This window comes from Micromonospora sp. NPDC049497 (genome assembly GCF_044465805.1).
Classification (GTDB): Bacteria; Actinomycetota; Actinomycetes; order Mycobacteriales; family Micromonosporaceae; genus Micromonospora.
The window spans coordinates 133,098-152,977 of sequence record NZ_JBITMC010000005.1; the positions used below are offsets into that span (position 1 = coordinate 133,098).

The following is a 19,880-nucleotide window of genomic DNA, read 5'->3' on the forward strand; positions in this document are numbered from 1 at the left end:
CAGGCGCGTTGCCGCGCGGGAAGATGCCGGCACCCGCTACCGTCTCGGGCCATGACTGGTGTTGCGCTCGCCGAAGAGCTGCTGCTGTTGGCGTACGACGATGAGACCGGCAAGGCGACCATGCCCCGGATCAGCCTCGACCTGGGCATGGCCGCGGCCGTGCTGGTGGAGTTGGCGCTGGCCGGCCGGATCGCGTACGCCGACGGCTCCCTGGCGGCGGTCGACCCGACGCCGGTCGGCGAGCCGATCCTGGACGCGGTCCTCGCCCGGATCGCCGACGACACTCCGCACAGCCCGTCCTCGTGGGTGCAGCGGCTGCGCCACGGCCTGCGCGACCGCATCCTCGGTGACCTGGTGCGGCGTGGCGCGGTCCGCGACGTCGAGGAGACCGAACTGGGCTTCATCGTGGTGCACCGTTACCCGGCGGCCGACCCGTCGGTGGAGGAGGACAGCCGGCGCCGGCTCGGGGAGGCGCTCGCCGACGGGCAGCTTCCCGACGAGCGGACCGCCGCACTGGCCACCCTGGTCGCGGTGCTGCGGATGGAGCCGGCGCTCGGCCTGACCGGCGAGGCCGCGGTCGACGCCCGCCGCCGGCTGGAGGAGATCGCCGGCGGCGCCGGCTTCTCCGGCAACGTCAGCCTCGACGACTCCGTGGTCCGTCCCAGCGTCGGCCTGGTCGTCGCCGCTCTCGCCCAGGCCGTCGACCAGGCCCTGGGCAAGCGCCCCTGACCCACCCCGCCCCGCCTGCCCGTGGTGCAAGGAAGGGCCCCTTCTTAACACTCCGGTGTTAAGAAGGGGCCCTTCCTCTACCGCAGGCGTTAAGAGGGGGCCCTTCCTTACAGGCCCAGGGTGGTGGCGATCTCGGTGCGCAGCGCGGCGACGGCGGCCTCCGCGCGGCGGCGGGCAGCGGCCACGTCGCCGTCCGCGACCGGCTCCACCACCTCCAGGTACGCCTTGAGCTTCGGCTCGGTGCCCGACGGGCGGATCACCACACGGGCCGCCCCGGTACGGAGGATCACCACGTCCGCCTCGGGGAGCAGGTCCTGTGCCTCGGTGACCGGCTGCCCGAGCAGGGCGGTCGGCGTGGCGGCGCGGACACGGGCCATCGCGTCGGCGATCACGCGCAGGTCGTCCACCCGTACCGACAACTGGTCGGTGAGGTGCACGCCGAACTCGGCGGCCAACTCGTCCAGCCGGTGGGTGAGCGTGCGACCGCGCGCCTTGAGGCCGGCGGCCAGCTCGGCCACGGTCAGCGCGGCGGTGATGCCGTCCTTGTCCCGGACGTGGTCCGGGGCGACGCAGTAGCCGAGCGCCTCCTCGTAGCCGAAGACCAGCGGCTCGGCCCCGCCGCCGGCCCGCACGATCCACTTGAACCCGGTCAGGGTCTCGTCGTACGGCAGGCCCCGGGCGGCGCACATCGCGCGCAGCAGGGACGACGACACGATCGTGGTGGCGTACAGGCCGGTGACACCACGTCGCATCAGGTGGTCGGCCAGCAGCACGCCCACCTCGTCGCCGCGCAGCATCCGCCACCCGCGACCGGCCGGGTCCGTACCGCCCGGACCGGCGACCTCGCCGGCCGCGCTGGCCGCGCCGTCGGTCTCCCGGACCACCACCGCACACCGGTCCGCGTCCGGGTCGTTGGCGATGGCGAGGTCCGCGCCGGTGGCTTCGGCGAGCGCGACGAGGCGGTCCACCGCCCCCGGCTCCTCCGGGTTGGGGAAGGAGACGGTGGGGAAACGCGGGTCCGGCTCGGCCTGCTCGGGCACCACTCCGGGGACCGGAAAGCCGGCCCGGGTGAACGCGGCGGTGAGCACGGCCGCGCCGACGCCGTGCAACGGCGTGTACGCGACGTTCAGGTCACGCGGGCCGCCCGGGTCGATCACCGCGACGGCGCGCTCCACGTACGACGTGGCCAGGTCGTCGCCGAGCACCTGCCCGGGCGGGCCGAGCGGCACCTCGGCCAGTGCGCCGACGGCCCGGATCGCGGCCTCGATGCCGGCGTCGGCCGGCGGCACGATCTGCGCTCCCGCCCCCAGCGCACCGCCCAGCTGGGCGCCGAGGTAGACCTTGTAGCCGTTGTCCTGCGGCGGGTTGTGGCTGGCCGTCACCATCACGCCGGCGACCGCGTCGAGCTTGCGCACCGCGTACGCGAGCACCGGCGTGGGCAGCGGTCGGGGCAGCAGCAGCGCCGGCCGTCCCGCCCCGGTGGCCACCTGGGCGGTGCGCTCGGCGAACTCCCGCGAGCCGCGCCGGGCGTCGTACCCGATCACCAGCGGACCGGAACCGCCCTGGGCGTTGAGCCAGCCGACGAGCCCGGCGGCGGCCTGCGTGACCACCGCCAGGTTCATCCCGTTCGGGCCGGCCCGGAGCGGGCCGCGCAGCCCGGCGGTGCCGAAGGTCAGCGGACCGGCGAAGCGGTCGGCGAGCTCCGGGGCGCTCGCCGGCAGCCGGTCGAGCACCGCCCGCAGCTCCTCCCGGCTGGCCGGGTCGGGGTCGTCCTCGACCCAGCGTCGGGCCTGCTCGCGAATGTCGTCAATGTCAGTCGTGTCCGCCGGCATGCCTCTTGATAGCACGCCGCCGGGGCACCACGTCCGCCCGACCTCGACTCAGCCGGCGGCGGTGAGCTGGAAGGACCGCACCATCTCGTCGAAGATCGGCCGGCTCTCCTCGAACTTCGTATCGGTCGAGGTCAGGTAGAAGGAGTACGCCCGGCCGTCGTGCACGACGCCCCGCCACACGCCGTGCCGCTTGGCGTCGCCCTCGCCGCAGGTGTACTCGAATTCGGCGGCCGGCATGCCCGCCAGGTCCGCGTCGTCCTTGCGTGCTACCTGGGCGTATGGCTTGGTGCAGGACTTCGAGCGGCTCTGCAGCCCCTCCTCCGCGACCTCGGACCAGCGCACCGAGGTGGTGCTGAACTTCTCCACCAGGATCCGCACCTTGCGGCCTTCGTCGGCGGGGTCGACGTAGTCGACCCAGTCGCCGGCGCTCTTGCGCTGCCAGCCCTTGGGCACCAGCACCCGGACGCCCTTGCCGGAGTGCTCCGCCATCTCCGGCAGGCCGGTCGCCGGGGCCGCCGTGGTCGGGGCGGCCAGTGGCGCGGGCGGGGTCGGGTCGTCGTCGCTGAGCAGGGCCACCGACACGAGCAGCAGCAGGACGGCCAGGCCGCCGGCCGCGGCGAGCTGGACCTTGCGCGGCCAGCCCCGGACGGTGGTGACCAGACGGCCGCCGGCGCCACGCAGGCGGTCGACGGTCCCGCCGCCGGAACCGGCCGGGGCGGACGCGGCGGCCGGCGCGGTCCACGCCTGGCCGGTGCCCGGCACCGACCACTGGCCGCCGCCGTACGCGCCGCCCATCCGCTGGGTGGCCTCCGGCTGCCCGTAGGTCACCGGCTGGGGGGCGTCCGGCCGGCCGGCGCCGATGCGCTGGGTGGCGTCGGCCCCGCCGTAGGTGCGGCCGGTGGTCGGTGCGGCCGGGCCGGGCGGTGCCGGTATCGCGCCGGTGGGCGTGTGCAGCGGGCCGGCCAGCGCGTCGGCGCTGGTGTCGTCCATCGCGCTCGTGCCCGCGGCGGGCTTCGGCCGCTCTCCGCGGCGCAGCGCGGCCAGCCGGTCGGTCAGCGACTCGCCCGCGGCGAGCATCGCGCGACCGCCGATCTGGCCGCCTGGCTTCGGCTCCGGCGCGGCCGGCGGCGGGGTCGACACCGGCCGCTGCACCGGCACCACCGAGTAGGGGTCGGTCACCGAGTTGACCGCGGCGGCGGTGCTGGTCAGCGGGCCGGCCAGCAGCTCACGGAGCATGGCCCGGGCGGTGTGCACGTCAAGCCGGCGAGCCGGATCCTTCTCCAGCAGGCCCATGAGCACGCGCGTCAGCGGGCCGCTGCGCTGCGGCGGGGCCGGCGGGTCCTCGACGACGGCGTGCATCGTCTCGATCGGGTCGCCCTTGTCGAACGGGGGCCGGCCCTCCACCGCCGTGTAGAGGGTCACGCCGAGGGAGAACAGGTCGCTGGGGGGCCCGAAGTCCTGGCCCATCGCCCGCTCCGGTGAGATGAAGTGCGGCGAGCCGAGCACCATCCCGGGGGTGGTGAGCTGCACGTCGGTGGGCATCCGGGCGACGCCGAAGTCGGTCAGCACGCAGCGGCCGTCGGAGCAGATCAGCACGTTGGCCGGCTTGACGTCGCGGTGCAGCACGCCGATCGCGTGCGCCACCTCCAGCGCGCCCAGCAGGGCGATGCCGATCTTGGCCACCACCCGTTGCGCGACCGGGCCGTCCTCGATCACCATGTCGGCGAGGCTGCGGGCGTCCAGCAGCTCCATCACGATCCACGGCCGCCCGCCCTCGGTGACCACGTCGTACACCTGCACCACGGCCGGGTGCTGGATCGCGGCGGCGGCGCGCGCCTCGCGGAGCGTGCGCTCGTACATGGCGTCGCGGTCGCTCGGGGCGAGCCCCGGCGGCAGCACGACCTCCTTGACCGCCACGTCACGACGCAGCAGCGTGTCTGTGGCACGCCAGACCGTGCCCATGCCCCCGTTGCCCACGGAGGAGCGCAACGAGTACCGACCACCGATGGTGGTGCCGGGTGTCGCGCGTCCGTTGGGGGGACTGACTGGTCCGCCGCTCCACGTCGGGATCTGAGTCACAGAAAAGCCACCGGGGGAAATCGAGGGGGCTGGGACACAACCCCCCTATCTTGCTGGTTCCGACGCCCGATGCGAAAGCCGACGCGGCGGACGTTTACCGAACTCGACAGTACGTGCCCAACCGTTCACCTCTCGTCGACCTTCGCGGACGGACTGTGCGGAATCCCTCACCCGTCGACGCGTCGCCTCGTCCTACCATCCGGTGATGAGCGAACGGCGGTCAAGCGAGTCCGGTTTCCCGATCAAGGGCGTCTACACGGCGGCCGACCTTCCGGAGGACCTGGACTCCCGGCTGGGTGGTCCCGGCGAGTACCCGTACACCCGGGGGGTCTACCCCACCATGTACACCTCCCGCCCCTGGACCATGCGGCAGTACGCCGGCTTCGGCACCGCCACCGAGTCCAACGCGCGCTACCACCAGCTGCTGCGGGCCGGCACGATGGGCCTCTCCGTCGCCTTCGACCTGCCGACCCAGATGGGCTACGACTCCGACGACCCGATCGCGCACGGCGAGGTGGGCAAGGTCGGCGTCGCCATCGACTCCATCGAGGACATGCGGCTGCTCTTCGACGGCATCCCGCTGGACAAGGTCTCCACCTCGATGACGATCAACGCGCCCGGCTCGGTGCTGCTCCTGCTCTACCAACTGGTCGCGGAGGAGAACGGCGTACCTGGGTCGGCGCTGAACGGCACGATCCAGAACGACATCCTCAAGGAGTACATCGCCCGCGGGACGTACATCTTCCCGCCGAAGCCCTCGCTGCGGCTGGTCGCCGACACCTTCGCCTACTGCCGGGCGGAGGTGCCGAAGTGGAACACCATCTCCATCTCCGGGTACCACATGGCCGAGGCCGGCGCGACGCCCGCGCAGGAGATCGCGTTCACCCTCGCCAACGGCGTCGAGTACGTCCGCGCCGCGCTCGCCGCCGGGCTCGCGGTCGACGACTTCGCGCCCCGGCTGTCGTTCTTCTTCGTCGCCCGGACCACCCTGCTGGAGGAGGTCGCGAAGTTCCGCGCCGCCCGACGGATCTGGGCCCGGCTGATGCGCGACGAGTTCGGCGCGCAGAACCCGAAGTCCCTGATGCTGCGGTTCCACACCCAGACCGCCGGTGTGCAGCTCACCGCCCAGCAGCCCGAGGTCAACCTGGTCCGGGTGGCGGTCCAGGGGCTCGGCGCGGTGCTCGGCGGCACCCAGTCGCTGCACACCAACAGCTTCGACGAGGCGATCGCGCTGCCCACCGAGAAGGCGGCCCGGCTCGCGTTGCGTACCCAGCAGGTCCTGGCGTACGAGACGGACCTGACCGCCACCGTGGACCCGTTCGCCGGCTCGTACGTGGTGGAGGCGATGACCGCCGAGGTCGAGGCGGCGGCCAACGAGCTGATGGAGCGGGTCTTCGAGCACGGCTCGGCGGTGGATGCGATCGAGGCGGGCTTCCAGAAGCGGGAGATCGAGCAGTCCGCGTACCGGATCGCGCAGGAGATCGACTCGGGGGAGCGGGTGGTGGTCGGGCTCAACCGGTTCGCCATCGACGCCGAGGAGCCGTACGAGCCGTTGCGGGTGGACCCGACGATCGAGGCGGCCCAGGGCGAGCGGCTGGCCAAGCTGCGCGCCGAGCGGGACAACGGGGCGGTCGAGCGGGCTCTGGCGGCGTTGCGGGCCGCCGCCGAGGGCACGGAGAACGTGCTGCACCCGATGAAGCAGGCCCTGCGGGAGCGGGCGACGGTGGGCGAGGTGTGCGGCACGCTGCGCCAGGTCTGGGGGCTGTACCGGCCGACCGACCGCTTCTGACCCACGTACGTCACGGCCACCGGTCCCCGGCAGGGGGCACGGTGGCCGTCGTGCTTCCGACTGATCGGACGTTTTCGCTGGTGAGCGCGGGTGTCGCCGGCAGAGCTACAGTCGAGACAGGTCCCGTCGCCGACGGCGGCGCGGATGCTGAGCGGGCCGGGCGACGACGCCGGAGCCCGCTCGTCCGCCTCCGGGGGCGGCGCGGCCCACCGGCGGCGGCGTGTGCCGCAGAGGTTTACGGGTAACCGGACGGGGTGAACTCCGCAACCCGGTGTGTTCGGGACGCACACGGTGTGCGGTCAGTGAGCGGCCGATGGTGTGAACGTCTGCGGAGCCCCGTTGCTGAGCGTGGTCGGGTGATTGCCGGAGTGGCAGTTTACCGAAACGACCAATGCGACAATTCGGAAAGATGGGCCTGCCTTCGGCATTGTCTCGCGACTGCTGAATTGGTTACGCGTTGTAGGAGGTGTGGGGCGGATGACGGCGTCGAACCGCGATCTACCTGCTGTCCCGCTCTTGGCCGAGCGCCCCGAGCAGGGCAATCGTGACACTGTGCGCTTCGATGATCACCGTAACGAGGTTGCGCAGCGTCACCGTCGGCGGTCTAGTCTGTCTGCTGTCCCGGAAGATCCATGCCTTTCTAGCGATCGAGAAACCGACGTGACGACTGCGTTGACGCCGCCGACCGGCGGCCCGGCGTCATCCCCGCTGGAGGCGTCTCCCCCGCCCCAGCCGCTGCCCGACGGCCTGGACGACCTCCTGACCCTGCGGGTACCCGAACTCGTCGCCACCCGCCGGCACATCCACGCGCATCCCGAGCTGTCCGGTGACGAGTTCGAGACCACCGCCCTCGTCGCGCACCAGCTCGCCGCGCTCGGCCTGCGTCCACGACTGCTGCCCAAGGGCAACGGCGTCATCTGCGACATCGGCTCCTCGGCCGGGCCGCTGGTCGCCTTCCGCGCCGACCTCGACGCCCTGCCGCTGACCGACATCAAGGACGCCTCCTACCGGTCCACCGTGCCGGGCGTGTGCCACGCCTGCGGTCACGACGTGCACACCACCATCCTGCTGGGGCTGGCCCCGCTGCTCGCCCGGCTCGCCGACCGCGGGCGGCTGCCCGGAAGGGTGCGGCTGATCTTCCAACCGGCCGAGGAGGCGATGCCGTCCGGGGCGCCGGAGGTCATCGCGGCCGGCGGCCTCGACGGTGTCTCGTGCATCTTCGCGGTGCACTGCGCGCCGCAGTACCCGGTCGGCGTCGTCGGGGTGCGCTCCGGTCCGCTGACCGCGGCCGCCGCCAGCCTGGAGATCCGGGTCGGCGGCCCGGGCGGGCACACCGCCCGCCCGCACCTCACCACCGACCTGGTCGACCTCCTCGGCCGACTGGTCACCGACCTGCCGGCCCAGCTCGCCCGGCGGATGGACCCCCGCTGGCCGGTCTCGCTGGTCTGGGGTGCGGTGCACGCCGGCGAGGCGTCCAACACCATCCCCTCGCTCGGGTACATCCGGGGGACGGTCCGCTCCCTGCACCGGGAGGCGTGGTACGACGCCGGCGAGATCATCATGAAGCTGGTCCCGGACCTGGTCAGCGGGACCGGCGCCGAGATCGACGTCGAGTACGTCCGCGGCACGCCGCCCGTCGTCAACGACAAGCACGCGGCCGACATTATCGGCGCGGCGGCGGCCCGGGCGCTGGGCCACGAGAACGTCTTCGAGGCCGAGACCAGCATGGGCGGCGAGGACTTCTCCTTCTACCTGGAGCGGGTTCCCGGCGCGATGATCCGGCTCGGGGTCTCGCCGCCCGGCGCGACCGACCAGCGTGACCTCCACCGGCCCGGGTTCGACGTGGACGAGCGGGCCATCGAGTACGGCGTCCGCGTCCTGGCGCACACCGCGCTGGCGGCTCTCGCCGACGAGACCTTCGGGTCGGCGGGGTGAGCCGGCCGGCGCCGGCCGCGCTGGTGACGACGGCTGACCTGGTCGATGACGGCCTGTTCCTCAAGCACCAGCGGCAGCACGACTGCTCCGACTGCGGTCACTCCTACCTCGACGCGGACCCGGGGACGGCCGGAGCGCACGCCCGGTGGCTCCGGGTCGGCGGTGGCACGATCGTCGCCAGCACCGACGGCCCGCTCCGCGAGCTGCACATCCTGCCGCACTGCGGTACGGAACTGACGCCGGACCTGCTCGCCGCCACCGACCCGGTCGACTTCACGAACCTGGCCCAGCTGGTGCACGACAACCTGGACCTGGGGACCGCCGCCATCTACCGGCACCTGGTCGAGGACATCGTCGCGGGGCGCGCCCCCGGCGTGGCGGTCGCCGGCTTCCACCTCTCCCGGATCCTGCTCGACGCCAACCGGGTCCACGTGCACGAGCAGGTTCCCCCGGCCCCGTACGCCGGCAGCGCCGGCCTGTACCGGGAGTACCACCTCAGCGAGGGGTCCCGGCTGCGCGAGGAGCAGCTGCTGCCCTGGCTGGCGGCGGTCGACGAGGTGCTGCGGGACATGGGCGAGTGGGGCTCGGTCTACCACCACCACACGTACGACGTGTACTCGCTCAGCCCACGGCCCTGGGACCGCGGCTTCACCGCGAAGCGGCCGGCGTTCCAGCTGATCTGGCGGCGGCCGCCGGTGGACCGCGCCGGTGATCACGTGGCCGACGGCGATCCGGGGCTCGCCCGCCTCGAGGACGTCGAGGACGTGCGCAACGGGATCCGCGACTTCCTGGAGCGCGAGATCGGGGTGGGCAACGGCACGGGGCAGATCGACTATCCGCTGTTGCTGCCGGTGCTGCCGTTCCGGGGGACCCGACGGGGCGATCCCGCCGATTCTCCCCGGCACCTCGTGTACGACCTGCGCAAGGACCTGCTCGCCACCGACCGGCAGATCCGGTCCTGGGTGGACACCGCGCCCTGGCGTTTCCCTTAGCTGAGCCCGTCCTCGACGTCTGGTGGCCGTTCGTCGCGGGACGAAGGGCCACCAGACGCACGACGTCAGGTCCCGGACCGCGCCCCCGGCACGGCCGGCGACGTGGCGACCGCCGGACCGGGTGCCGCCGGGGCGACCAGGGCCGGCCGCCGCTGCCGGCGACGGCGGGCGAACCACCAGAGCAACCCCAGCGGTACGCCGAACGTGACCAGCCACGGCAGGATCGCCCCGAGCACGGTCAGCAGCACGGTCATCGAGGTCAGGAAGACCTTCCAGCCACCCTTCAGCCCGACGAGGAAGCCGGCCTCGTCGGAGTCGTCGATCGGTCGGGCGTCCGGGCCCACCAGGGACACGGTGATCGTCGACAGCGCGGTCAGGTCGGCCAACCGGCGCTTCTTCGCCTCCAGGGACGCCAGGTCGGCCTCCCGCCGGGCCAGCTCGTTCTCCAGCGACACCAGGTCGCCGATGGAGGTGGCCCGGGAGAGCAGGCGGCGGGCGTTGTCGACCCGGGCGCGCTGGGTGGTGATGCGGGCGTCCAGGTCGACGGTCTCCTCGGTGACGTCCTCGGTGTTGATCTCCTGTTGCTGCCGGGTGCCGAGCTTGGCCAACTCGTCGACGACCCCGGTGAACTTCGCCGCCGGCACCCGGAGCGTCAGGTCGGCGGTGGCGTCCCCGCCGGCGCTGCGTCGCTGGTCGCCGCCGACGAACCCGCCCGCCGTGGTGGCGAGCGTGATCGCGTCCCGGGCCGCCTGGTCCACGTTCCGCACCTGCACCCGCATGGAGCCGGTGTAGACGATGGAGCGTTTGTCCACCCGGAGGTCCGGTGCCCCCGCCCCGGCCTTCCCCTCGGCGGGCTGTCCGGCCCCGGCCGGTGCCTCACCGGCCAGGTCGGCGCCCTCCGGTGCCGCGGCCGGCCCGCGCGCCGCGCTGTCGTTCGTCCCGGCCTCGTCACCGCCGGACGCGCCGCAGCCTGCCGCCGCGAGCACCGCCGCCAGTCCCGCCGCCGCGAGCAGTACGCCCCGACGCCGTCGTCCCGTTCCGTCCATGTCCCCGCTCCGATCCTCCGTGGCCCCGAGGATCGGGGCGATCGGTCAGACGAGGCGCGGTGCCGCGCCCGTTCCGGCAGACTGCGCTGAGGACATCACGATTCGATAATCGAGGAGTCACGAATGCGGCTGACGAAGTACGGCCACTCCTGCGTACGCGTCGAGCACGACGGGGGAGTGCTGGTGATCGACCCGGGGGTGTTCAGCGAGCCGGAGGCCCTGGACGGGGTGGACGCCGTGCTGATCACCCACGAGCACCCGGACCACGTGAACGTGCCGGCCCTCGCCGAGCGGCACGAGGACCGTCCCTTCGCCCTGTACGGGCCGGCCTCGCTGGCCTCCATGCTGGACGGCCTGGCCGACGTGCTGGCTCCGGTCGAGGCGGGCGCCGAGTTCACCGCCGCCGGTGTTCCCGTCCGGGCGTACGGCGGGCGGCACGCCGTGATCCACCCGGACATCCCGGTGATCGACAACCTGGCGTACCTCGTCGACGACCGGGTCTACCATCCCGGCGACTCGCTGGTGGTTCCCGACGACGTCCGCGTCGACACGCTCTTCCTGCCGATCCACGCCCCGTGGACGAAGTTCTCCGAGTCGCTGGACTTCCTGCGGGCGGTGGCGCCGCGTCGGGCGTACGCGCTGCACGACGGTCTGCTCAACGACAACGGGCTGTCGGTGCTGAACAGCAACTTCACCCGCATGGCCGATGTGGACTACCGCCGGCTCGAGCCGGGCACCCGGGTCAACGCCTGACGCGCGATGCCCGACCCGCCCCGAGACCTGGTGCGGCAGCTCTACCGCACGCCACCCGACCGGTTCGTCGCCGCACGTGACGGGGCGGTCGCCGACGCGCGCCGCGCCGGTGACCCGAAGGCCGCCCGGGACATCGCCCGCCTGCGCCGCCCCACCGTGGCCGCCTGGCTGGTCAACCTGCTCGCCCTGGAGCGTCCCGAACTGGTCGCCGACCTGGTGCAGCTCGCCGAGGCGCTGCGCACCGCCCAGCGGGAGCTGAGCGGTCCCCGGCTGCGCGAGCTCTCCGCCCAGCGGCGGGCCGTGGTCGGCGCCCTCGTCGCCGAGGTCCGCAAGCTGGCGCGCGAGACCGAGGGAGCCCCGTCGGCCGGGAAGCTGCCGCTGGCCGAGGTGGAGGCGACGCTCAACGCCGCGCTCTCCGACACCGACGTGGCCGAGCAGGTGCGCACCGGCCGGCTGCTCCGCGCCGCCAGTCACTCCGGCTTCGGCGAGGTGCCGAGGCCGCACCTGCGGCTGGTCACCGGAGGCGCCGACGAGGCGGCACCGGCCGAGCCCGCACCCCGTCGCCCGGACCGGGCCGCGCTCCGCGCGGAGCAGGCCGAACGGGCCGCCCGAGCCGAACGCGCCCGCCGTCGCCGGGCGCTGGAGAAGGAGCTGGCGCGGGCGCGTACCGACCAGGAACGGGCGGAGGCGGACCTGGCCGGGGCGACGGCCGCCGAGCACGACGGCGCCGCCGCCCTGGACGCCGTCGAGGCGGAACTGGCCGAGCTGGAGCGCCGCCGGGCGGTCGCCGAGCAGGAGCTGAGCCGCGCGAAGCTCGCCCGGCGGGCCGCCGAGCGGACGGTCACCGCCGCCCGCCGCCGTGCCGGCGAGGTCGAGGCGGCCGTCGAGGCGCTGGACGCCGAAGAGGGGGATGTCGGCTCCGAGGGTGGCACGGCAGACTGATCCCCTATGGACGGACGGAACGGCGTCGGATGACCCCGGAGCAGGTCGCCGCGGCCAGCAAACCGGCTGTTCTCGAACTGGGCGACGCGTTCACCCGGTGCCCGACCACGCTGCGCCGGGCGCGACTGCTCGGCATCTCCGGCTGGGCCTTCTACGTCGCCGGCCGGGCCGGCGCGCTCGGCGACGTCCGGGCGGAGACGGTGGCCGCCGTGCTCGGCTTCCTCGCACCGGACGCGGTCGCCGACGGGTGGGACGCCGCCCTGCGGGTCGTCCCGCCGGTGGAGGTGGCCGCCGCCACCCTCGACGAGTGCTGCCGCTGGGGCGACGATCGTCTCGGACCCGTGCCGGACGTCGGCCGCCTGGCGGTCCTGCTCGGGCACGCCGTCGAGGCGGCCGACGCCACCGGCATGCCGCTGTTCGCCGCCTGGCGGGCCATGCCGCTGCCGGGCCGGACACGGACACCCGGAGCACGCGCCGCCGTCGGCCTGCGGTTGCTGCGGGAACACTTCGCCGGCGCCCATCTGCTCGCCGTACGGGCCAGCGGGATGACGCCGCTGGAGGCGGTGCTGACGGGGCCCGAGGGGGAGGCCGGCGCGCTGGCCTGCGGCTGGCCGCCACCGTACCCGCCGGCCGCGCCTCTGGTCCGCCGCCGGTTGTGGGCCGAGGCGGTGACCGACCGCCTGACCGCCTCAGCCTTCGCGGCGCTCGGTCCGGCGGGCGGCGCCGAGCTGCTGGACCTGCTCACCGCCGCCCGCGCCCACCTGAACCGCGCCGGGTGAGGCCGCACACGACGGGGGCGCGGGCGAAGGCACGGACCTCGGCGTGCCTGATGTCTCTGTGACATCAATATGTCGCACAGACATCAGACGCGATCGGACAACCACGCCCGGCCACCGGGTTGCGGCCGAGCCCGGACGGAAAAATCAGCAGCGCGACGCCGGGCCCGCCTGCCAGGATCGCCCCGTGACTCTCCCCGCCGGCTGGACCGCCCGCCGACCCACCCTGGACGACGTGTCGGCGATCCTCGCGGTCGTGCACGCGGCCGACACGTTCGCCGTCGGATACCCGGACTTCGACGCGGCCGACGTCGAGGCCGCCCTCACCGCGCCGTTCACCGACCCGACCCGCGACGCCTGGGTGGTCACCGACCCGGACGGCACGATCGTGGCCTGGGCGACCGTGGACAACCCGACCGGGGTGGGCCGGGAGTACGTGGAGGTCTACGTCGACCCGGAGCGCGGCGAGGACCTGCGCGCCCCGCTCCTGGCGCGGATGCTCGACCGGATCGCCGAGCGGGCCGCCGAGCGGGGCCTGCCGGCGCTCACCGTCCGGACCGCGGTGTTCGCCCCGGAGACCGGCTGGGCGGCCGAGGTGGCCGCCGCCGGCTTCACCCGGGTCAAGCGGTACGTGCGGATGCACCGTCCGCTGGCCGACCTGCCCCCCGAGCCACCGCTGCCGGCCGGGGTGACCGTCCGTCCGCTGCGCCCCGGCGACGAGGCCGACCTGCGCGAGTTCCACCGGATCGTCGACACCGCGTTCCGGGACACACCCGACTACGAACCGTACGGCTTCGACCTCTGGCGTGACCGGCTCCACCTGCACGGCACCACCTGGGACGAGTGGTTCGTCGCCGAGGTCGACGGTGCCACCGCCGGCACCCTCCAGTCCTCCGACCAGGCGCTGGAGCAGAACGAGGGGTTCGTCCGGAGCCTGTCCGTGCTGCCCGCGTACCGGCGGCGCGGGGTGGGTGCGGCGCTGCTGCGCCGGGCCTTCGCGGTCTACGCCGCCAAGGGGCGGGAGTCCGTCGGGCTCGGCGTCGACCTGAGCAACCCGACCGCCCCGGTCACCCTCTACCGCTCGGTCGGGCTGAATGAGGTGTACTGGGCCGACATGTACGAGCTGGTCGTCCCCGCCGCCGGTGTGTGATTGACGACGCCGAGCCATCCCGGACAGTGGTCACCGCCGGGGCGGTAGCAGACTGGGGGCGTGCGACACGCCCTACGCCGACGCCGTGCTGGTCGGGCGGGACCGCAGCTCGGTGACGTAGTCGTCCGGCGCGCCCGCCTTCTCGGCGGCGTTCGCGATCTCCGACAGGTACCACGAGGTGGGCAGCCCACCCTCGTACCCGTCGAAGACGTAGATCCAGGCGGTGACGTCCCCGTCGAGGGTGGAGATCCGCACGTGCAGCTTGCGGTACGTCCCGGCGGTCACGCCCTCGATCTCGTCGAGCTGGGCGGCGTCGTACGGGTGGATGTCGTAGATCGCCACGAACACCCGGTCGCCCGGGGACTCGACGACGGTGCTCACGGCACCTTCCCAGCCGATGACGTCCTCGCCGGCGAAGGTGAGCCGCCAGCCCTCCAGCCAGCCGGTGCCCACCATCGGCGAATGCGGGCAGTAGGCGCGCATCCGGGCAGGGTCGAGATTTGAGCCGTAGGCGGCGTAATGACGCACGGCGATGACGATAGTCCGCCCGGTGGGTGGGGGAGAATACGACGGTGCGTGTCGGACGCGTTCGGGAGAAGAAAGTCACTGTGAGGATTGGTCGGGGGCGAGCGCGGTGAGCGCGAGGAGTGCAGCGGAGCGGAGCCCCGCAGTCGCGAACGAAAGGACGGCACTGTGAGCCGGATCGTGATCATCGGCGGGGGGCCGGCCGGCTACGAGGCGGCCCTGGTCGCCGCCCAGCTGGACGCGGACGTCACCGTCGTCGAAGCCGAGGGTGCCGGCGGGGCGTGCGTGCTGTCGGACTGCGTACCGTCGAAGACCTTCATCGCCAGCTCCCAGGTGGTCACCGGATACCGGGACACCGAGGAGTTCGGGGTGCACTCCGACGGCCTGGAGGCCGTCACGGTCGACGCCACCGCCGTCAACGGGCGGGTCAAGCGGCTCGCCCTCGCGCAGTCCGGCGACATCCACGCCAAGCTGGTGAAGGCCGGGGTGACCTTCGTCGCGGGCAGTGCCCGGCTCGGCGAGGACACCCTCGGGCACACCCACCGGGTGATCGTCACACCGGCCGAGGGCGGCGAGGAGTACTCGATCGCCGCGTCCACCGTCCTGGTCGCCACCGGAGCCACCCCGCGCCAGCTCCCCACCGCCGTACCCGACGGCGAGCGGATCCTGACCTGGCGGCAGGTGTACGACCTGCCCGAGTTGCCCGAGCACCTGATCGTGGTGGGTTCCGGTGTCACCGGCGCCGAGTTCGCCAGCGCATACCTCGCCATGGGCGTCCAGGTCACCCTGGTCTCCAGCCGCGACCGGGTGATGCCGCACGAGGACGCCGACGCGGCGATGGCCATCGAGCGGGTCTTCCGCAGCCGGGGCATGAGCATCCTCAACAACTCCCGCGCCGACGCCGTCCGCCGCACCGCCGACGGCGTCGAGGTCGAGCTGTCCGACGGCCGTACGGTGACCGGCTCGCACGCGCTCATCGCGGTCGGCTCGATCCCGAACACCGCGGACCTGGGCCTGGCCGAGTACGGCGTCGAGCTGGCCCGGGGCGGGTACGTCACCGTCGACCGGGTCTCCCGCACCAACGTCCCCGGTATCTACGCCGCCGGCGACTGCACCGGCGTGCTGCCGCTGGCCAGCGTCGCCGCCATGCAGGGCCGGATCGCGATGTGGCACGCGCTCGGGGAGGCGGTCCGGCCGCTGCGGCTGCGTACCGTCGCGGCGAACGTCTTCACCGACCCGGAGCTGGCCACCGTCGGCGTCTCCCAGGACGAGGTCGACGCCGGCAAGGTGCCCGCGCGGCAGGTCATGCTGACGCTGGGCGGCAACGCCCGGGCCAAGATGGACGAGGTCTCCGACGGCTTCGTGAAGCTCTTCTGCCGGCCGGCCAGCGGGCAGGTCATCGGCGGCGTGGTGGTCGCACCGAAGGCGAGCGAGCTGATCCTGCCGATCACCATGGCCGTGGAGAACAACCTCACGGTCAACGAGCTGGCCCAGACCATCACCATCTACCCGAGCCTGTCCGGGTCGATCACCGAGGCGGCCCGCCAGCTCATGCTCCACGAACTGGAGTGACCCGCCCGTCGTCCCGGCCGGTCCGTACACCGGCCGGGACGGACAGGTCAAGCGCTCCTGGTCACTCGGCGGTGGGGCGTACGGTGCGGGTGTTGACCAGCGTCATCACCCAGCCGGCGGCGGCGAAGCCCACCGCGGCGGCGCCGGCGATCAACGCCAGCCGCCACGTCGACTCGGTCAGCGCGGTCCCGCCCAGGTGGCCGACCAGCGCGCCGTACGCCGCCCACCCGAGCGCCGCCATCGACTCGTAGAGCAGGAAGAGCCGGTACGGGTAACCGCGGCGTCCGGCGGAGAAGCAGGCCGCCATCCGGCCGCCGGGCACGAAACGGCAGAGCAGGATCACCAGCGGGCCGGGACGCCGCAGGCCCTCCGTTACCCGTCCCGCGACGCGGCGGGCTCGACCCGGTTCACGGGACCGGAGCAGCCGGCGGCGGCTGCCACGGAGCCGGGCCGCGAGCCGCGACGTCGGGGCCCGGCGACCGAGCAGGTAGCAGGCCAGGTCCCCGGCGAAGACGCCGAGCGCCCCGACCGCGATGGTGACCGGAAGGTTCAGCCCGCCGTACACGGTGAGCGCTCCACCGGTGATCATCAGGACCTGGGTGGGCACCACCGGCACGAAGGCGTCGACGACGAGGAGGCCGAGCAGCGCCAGGTACGCCCACATGGGGGACGCGACCTCGGTCAGTAGTTCGGGCACGGCTGCCACCTCACCGGACGGGCCGATCGGATGTTGCAGAGCCTGACGACGTGGCCCGGGTCACCGGGGACGGCCCTGGCCGGTGGTGACCGCCGACACGACAGGGCCACCAGAGATCAACGAGCGAGGGGTGCCCGGGGTTGCGGGTGTCATCGATGAACCCCGTACGCCGGACGGTCGCCGGATCGGCGTTCATCGGCGTACCGTTGTCGGCGCGCGGCCCCACGACCGTCGGGTCCCCCGTTCTCGACGAGCGGGCCGCCGCGGGCCGTCGGCAGGTCCCGTGCCGGCGGCCCGCCCCTTTCTCCGGGCGTGCCGGAAATTCGGATGCCCGACGTGGCGACACGTGCGTACCGTCGCCCCATGCACAGTGCGGAACGGACCACGACGCCGGGGAACCCCGGCGCGCCGCACTGACGAATCCGTCGACGAGGCCCCGGGCGATCCGCCCCGGGGCCTCGCGGCTTTCCGGACGCCGGTCGCTCCCGGGTCGTACCCGATCAAGGAGCGCGACATGATCGACCACCGTAGGCTCGGCCGCGAGCTGGACCTCTTCGTCTCCGACCCGCTGGCCGGCGCGGGCCTGCCGCTCTGGCTGCCGGCCGGCGCCGCCGCCCGCCACGCCGTCGAGGAGTACGTCGGTCGGGGGTGCTCGGCGGCCTGTCCCGGGTACGCGCGATCTCGCTCAACGACTCGCACAACTTCTGCGCGCTGGAGCAGGTCGGCGAGGAGGTACGCGACATCCTGCGGCTGATCCACCAGGCGCACGCCGCTCTCGGCGTACGGCCGGCGGGTTTCCGCCTGTCGCTGCGCGGGCCGGGGGAGAAGTACGTGGGTGACGACGCCCGGTGGGCGCGGGCCGACGCCCTCGCCGCGGACGCCCTGGCCGGCGGACTGCGGGTGGAGGTGGAGCGGGCCGGGTCGCTGGGTGCCCGGATCCGCGACGCCGCCCGGAGACGCGTGCCGTACGTCGGAGTGGTCGGCCCCCGCGAGGCCGCGGCCGGCGCGGTCTCGCTGCGCCTGCGCGGGGGCCGCGGCCTGGATCCGATGCCCGCCGCCGACGCCGTGGCGTTGATCCGCGGCGTGGTCGGTTCCCGCTCCCATGTCCCGCTGCCCTAGACCGACGCGGGGGTCGGGGACGCCGCGGCGGTGAACTGGGATTCGTGGAGGCGGTGGTAGGGGCCCTTCGCGGCGAGCAGGTCCTCGTGGGTGCCCTGCTCGACGATCCGGCCGTTCTCCATCATCAGGATCAGGTCGGCGTCGCGGATGGTGGAGAGGCGGTGGGCGATGACGAAGCTGGTCCGGTCCGACCGCAGGGCCGCCATCGCGCGCTGGAGCAGCACCTCGGTACGGGTGTCCACGGAGCTGGTCGCCTCGTCCAGGATCAGCAGCGACGGCTCGGCGAGGAACGCCCGTGCGATGGTGATGAGCTGCTTCTCCCCCGCGCTGACGTTGCTGCCCTCCTCGTCGATGACGGTGTCGTACCCGTCGGGCAGGCTGCGGACGAACCGGTCCACGAAGGTGGCCCGGGCGGCGGCGACGATCTCCTCCTCGCTCGCGCCCGGCCGCCCGTAGGCGATGTTGTCCCGGATGGTGCCGCCGAAGAGCCAGGTGTCCTGGAGCACCATGCCGATCCGGCCGCGCAGGTCGTCGCGGCTCATCGTGGTGACGTCCACCCCGTCGAGCGTGATCCGGCCGGCGTCCAGTTCGTAGAAGCGCATGACCAGGTTGACCAGGGTGGTCTTGCCGGCCCCGGTCGGCCCGACGATCGCCACGGTGTGCCCCGGCTCGGCGATCAGGGACAGGTCCTCGATGAGGGGCTTGTCCTCCGCGTACCGGAAGGAGACGTTCTCGAACTCGACCCGGCCGTGCGGCTCGGTCACCCGGGCCGGCGGCTCCGGGTCCGGGCTCTGTTCCCGCGCGTCGAGCACCGCGAAGACCCGCTCGGCCGAGGCCACCCCGGACTGGAGCAGGTTAGCCATCGAGGCCACCTGGGTCAGCGGCTGCGTGAACTGCCGCGAGTACTGGATGAAGGCCTGCACGTCGCCGAGGCTCATCGCGCCGGTGGCGACCCGCAGGCCGCCGACCACGGCGATGGCCACGTAGCTGAGGTTCCCGATGAACATCATCGCCGGCATGATGATCCCGGAGATGAACTGCGCCCCGAAGCTGGCCCGGAACAGCTCGTCGTTCCGGGCCGTGAAGGCGGCCTCCACCTCGCGCTGCCGGCCGAAGACCTTGACCAGCTCGTGGCCGGTGAACGCCTCCTCGATGTGGCCGTTCAGCTCGCCGGTGTGCGTCCACTGCGCGATGAACTGCTTCTGCGACCGCTTGGCGATCTGCCCGGTGACGGCGACCGACAGCGGTACGGCGACCAGCGCCACCAGGGCCAGCAGCGGCGAGATCCAGAACATCGCGGCCAGGACGCCGACGACGGTGAGCACCGACGTCAGCAACTGGCTGAGGGTCTGCTGGAGACTGGTGGAGATGTTGTCGATGTCGTTGGTGACCCGGCTGAGCAGCTCACCGCGCGGCTGCCGGTCGAAGTAGGGCAGCGACAGCCGGTTGAGTTTGGCCTCGACGTCGGCGCGCAGCTGGTAGACGGTCCGCTGCACCACGCCGTTGAGCAGCCAGCCCTGCCACCACATCAACAGGCTCGCCCCGAGGTAGAGCGCCAGGGCGAGCAGCAGGACCCGGCCCAGCGCGTCGACGTCGATGCCGACGCCGGGCACCACGTCCATCCGGGCGAGCATGTCGGCGAAGCTGTCGTCACCGGCCGCCCGCGCCGCCTGGACGGCCTGGTCGGCGGTGGTGCCGGCGGGAAGCTGTCGGCCGATCACGCCGCTGAAGATGATGTCGGTGGCACGGCCCAGGATCAACGGCCCGATCACGCTGAAGCCCACGCTGAGCAGCGCCAGCGCGATGATCGCGACCAGGTGCGCCCGGTGCGGCCGGAGCCGGCCGAGCAGCCGCCGGGCCGACGGCACGAAGGTCATCGACCGCTCGGCGGGCATCCCGGCGGACATCCACGGCGGGCCGCCGCGCTGCCCTCCGGGCGGCAGC

The 19,880-nt window shown here is 73.3% G+C and carries 15 protein-coding genes and 1 pseudogene; 10 read left to right on the plus strand and 6 right to left on the minus strand.

Going from position 1 to position 19,880, the window contains the following annotated elements:
* Window positions 1-51: 51 nt before the first annotated feature.
* Window positions 52-729 carry a GPP34 family phosphoprotein gene (locus ACIBR0_RS10025; protein ID WP_396714058.1) on the plus strand — a complete coding sequence of 226 codons (678 nt, stop codon included), beginning with the start codon at window positions 52-54 and terminating at the stop codon, window positions 727-729.
* Window positions 730-836: 107 nt separating this feature from the next.
* Here the strand turns inward: ACIBR0_RS10025 and ACIBR0_RS10030 are convergent, their stop codons facing one another.
* On the minus strand, window positions 837-2,561 hold the full coding sequence (locus ACIBR0_RS10030) for a phospho-sugar mutase (protein WP_396714060.1): 1,725 nt from the start codon (window positions 2,559-2,561) through the stop codon (window positions 837-839).
* Between the two features lie 48 nt (window positions 2,562-2,609).
* On the minus strand, window positions 2,610-4,640 hold the full coding sequence (locus ACIBR0_RS10035) for a serine/threonine-protein kinase (RefSeq protein ID WP_396714062.1): 2,031 nt from the start codon (window positions 4,638-4,640) through the stop codon (window positions 2,610-2,612).
* Window positions 4,641-4,845: 205 nt separating this feature from the next.
* On the opposite strand from ACIBR0_RS10035, the gene ACIBR0_RS10040 reads away from it, so the two are divergent.
* From ACIBR0_RS10040 to ACIBR0_RS10050, 3 genes are all read left to right on the plus strand, one after another.
* Window positions 4,846-6,429 (plus strand): methylmalonyl-CoA mutase, encoded by a 1,584-nt coding sequence (locus ACIBR0_RS10040; RefSeq protein WP_396714064.1) that lies wholly within the window; start codon window positions 4,846-4,848, stop codon window positions 6,427-6,429.
* A 660-nt stretch (window positions 6,430-7,089) separates the two neighbouring features.
* Complete coding sequence (locus ACIBR0_RS10045; RefSeq protein ID WP_396714066.1) at window positions 7,090-8,364, plus strand: amidohydrolase; 1,275 nt, start codon at window positions 7,090-7,092, stop codon at window positions 8,362-8,364.
* Window positions 8,361-9,356 carry a hypothetical protein gene (locus ACIBR0_RS10050; RefSeq protein WP_396714067.1) on the plus strand — a complete coding sequence of 332 codons (996 nt, stop codon included), beginning with the start codon at window positions 8,361-8,363 and terminating at the stop codon, window positions 9,354-9,356. The genes ACIBR0_RS10045 and ACIBR0_RS10050 overlap by 4 nt, the downstream gene beginning before the upstream one ends.
* Before the next feature lie 65 nt (window positions 9,357-9,421).
* Here the strand turns inward: ACIBR0_RS10050 and ACIBR0_RS10055 are convergent, their stop codons facing one another.
* Window positions 9,422-10,402 carry a DUF4349 domain-containing protein gene (locus ACIBR0_RS10055; protein ID WP_396714069.1) on the minus strand — a complete coding sequence of 327 codons (981 nt, stop codon included), beginning with the start codon at window positions 10,400-10,402 and terminating at the stop codon, window positions 9,422-9,424.
* Between the two features lie 123 nt (window positions 10,403-10,525).
* Between ACIBR0_RS10055 and ACIBR0_RS10060 the strand changes: the two genes are divergently transcribed.
* The 4 genes from ACIBR0_RS10060 to ACIBR0_RS10075 all read left to right on the plus strand — a co-directional run bounded on the left by ACIBR0_RS10060 (window position 10,526) and on the right by ACIBR0_RS10075 (window position 14,023).
* A complete protein-coding gene (locus ACIBR0_RS10060) occupies window positions 10,526-11,155 on the plus strand; it encodes an MBL fold metallo-hydrolase (RefSeq protein WP_396714071.1) in 630 nt (209 codons plus the stop codon).
* 6 nt (window positions 11,156-11,161) lie between these two features.
* Window positions 11,162-12,097 (plus strand): hypothetical protein, encoded by a 936-nt coding sequence (locus tag ACIBR0_RS10065; protein ID WP_396714073.1) that lies wholly within the window; start codon window positions 11,162-11,164, stop codon window positions 12,095-12,097.
* Between the two features lie 29 nt (window positions 12,098-12,126).
* Window positions 12,127-12,876, plus strand: a complete 750-nt coding sequence (locus ACIBR0_RS10070; RefSeq protein WP_396714075.1) for a hypothetical protein — start codon at window positions 12,127-12,129, stop codon at window positions 12,874-12,876.
* 184 nt (window positions 12,877-13,060) lie between these two features.
* Window positions 13,061-14,023, plus strand: a complete 963-nt coding sequence (locus tag ACIBR0_RS10075) for a GNAT family N-acetyltransferase (RefSeq protein WP_396714076.1) — start codon at window positions 13,061-13,063, stop codon at window positions 14,021-14,023.
* Window positions 14,024-14,095: 72 nt separating this feature from the next.
* Here ACIBR0_RS10075 and ACIBR0_RS10080 read toward each other — a convergent pair whose 3' ends face one another.
* Window positions 14,096-14,551: a gamma-glutamylcyclotransferase gene (locus tag ACIBR0_RS10080; protein ID WP_357033998.1), complete on the minus strand. Its 456-nt coding sequence runs from the start codon at window positions 14,549-14,551 to the stop codon at window positions 14,096-14,098.
* Window positions 14,552-14,716: 165 nt separating this feature from the next.
* On the opposite strand from ACIBR0_RS10080, the gene ACIBR0_RS10085 reads away from it, so the two are divergent.
* On the plus strand, window positions 14,717-16,120 hold the full coding sequence (locus tag ACIBR0_RS10085) for an NAD(P)H-quinone dehydrogenase (RefSeq protein WP_396714079.1): 1,404 nt from the start codon (window positions 14,717-14,719) through the stop codon (window positions 16,118-16,120).
* Between the two features lie 61 nt (window positions 16,121-16,181).
* Here ACIBR0_RS10085 and ACIBR0_RS10090 read toward each other — a convergent pair whose 3' ends face one another.
* Window positions 16,182-16,817 (minus strand): DedA family protein, encoded by a 636-nt coding sequence (locus ACIBR0_RS10090; protein ID WP_396714081.1) that lies wholly within the window; start codon window positions 16,815-16,817, stop codon window positions 16,182-16,184.
* A gap of 514 nt (window positions 16,818-17,331) precedes the next feature.
* Between ACIBR0_RS10090 and ACIBR0_RS10095 the strand changes: the two are divergent.
* Window positions 17,332-17,936: pseudogene (locus ACIBR0_RS10095) on the plus strand (His/Gly/Thr/Pro-type tRNA ligase C-terminal domain-containing protein).
* Here the strand turns inward: ACIBR0_RS10095 and ACIBR0_RS10100 are convergent.
* Window positions 17,933-19,831, minus strand: coding sequence for an ABC transporter ATP-binding protein (locus tag ACIBR0_RS10100; RefSeq protein WP_396714333.1), 1,899 nt, complete (start codon window positions 19,829-19,831; stop codon window positions 17,933-17,935). The pseudogene ACIBR0_RS10095 and the gene ACIBR0_RS10100 overlap by 4 nt on opposite strands.
* Window positions 19,832-19,880 lie beyond the last annotated feature (49 nt).

Bases quoted from the DNA above. Each gene is read 5' to 3' on its own strand.
- ACIBR0_RS10070 (WP_396714075.1), top strand. From the start codon at position 12,127: ATGACCCCGGAGCAGGTCGCCGCGGCCAGCAAACCGGCTGTTCTCGAA.
- ACIBR0_RS10100 (WP_396714333.1), bottom strand. From the start codon at position 19,831: ATGCCCGCCGAGCGGTCGATGACCTTCGTGCCGTCGGCCCGGCGGCTG.
- ACIBR0_RS10060 (WP_396714071.1), top strand. From the start codon at position 10,526: ATGCGGCTGACGAAGTACGGCCACTCCTGCGTACGCGTCGAGCACGAC.
- ACIBR0_RS10040 (WP_396714064.1), top strand. From the start codon at position 4,846: ATGAGCGAACGGCGGTCAAGCGAGTCCGGTTTCCCGATCAAGGGCGTC.
- ACIBR0_RS10065 (WP_396714073.1), top strand. From the start codon at position 11,162: ATGCCCGACCCGCCCCGAGACCTGGTGCGGCAGCTCTACCGCACGCCA.
- ACIBR0_RS10025 (WP_396714058.1), top strand. From the start codon at position 52: ATGACTGGTGTTGCGCTCGCCGAAGAGCTGCTGCTGTTGGCGTACGAC.
- ACIBR0_RS10030 (WP_396714060.1), bottom strand. From the start codon at position 2,561: ATGCCGGCGGACACGACTGACATTGACGACATTCGCGAGCAGGCCCGA.
- ACIBR0_RS10055 (WP_396714069.1), bottom strand. From the start codon at position 10,402: ATGGACGGAACGGGACGACGGCGTCGGGGCGTACTGCTCGCGGCGGCG.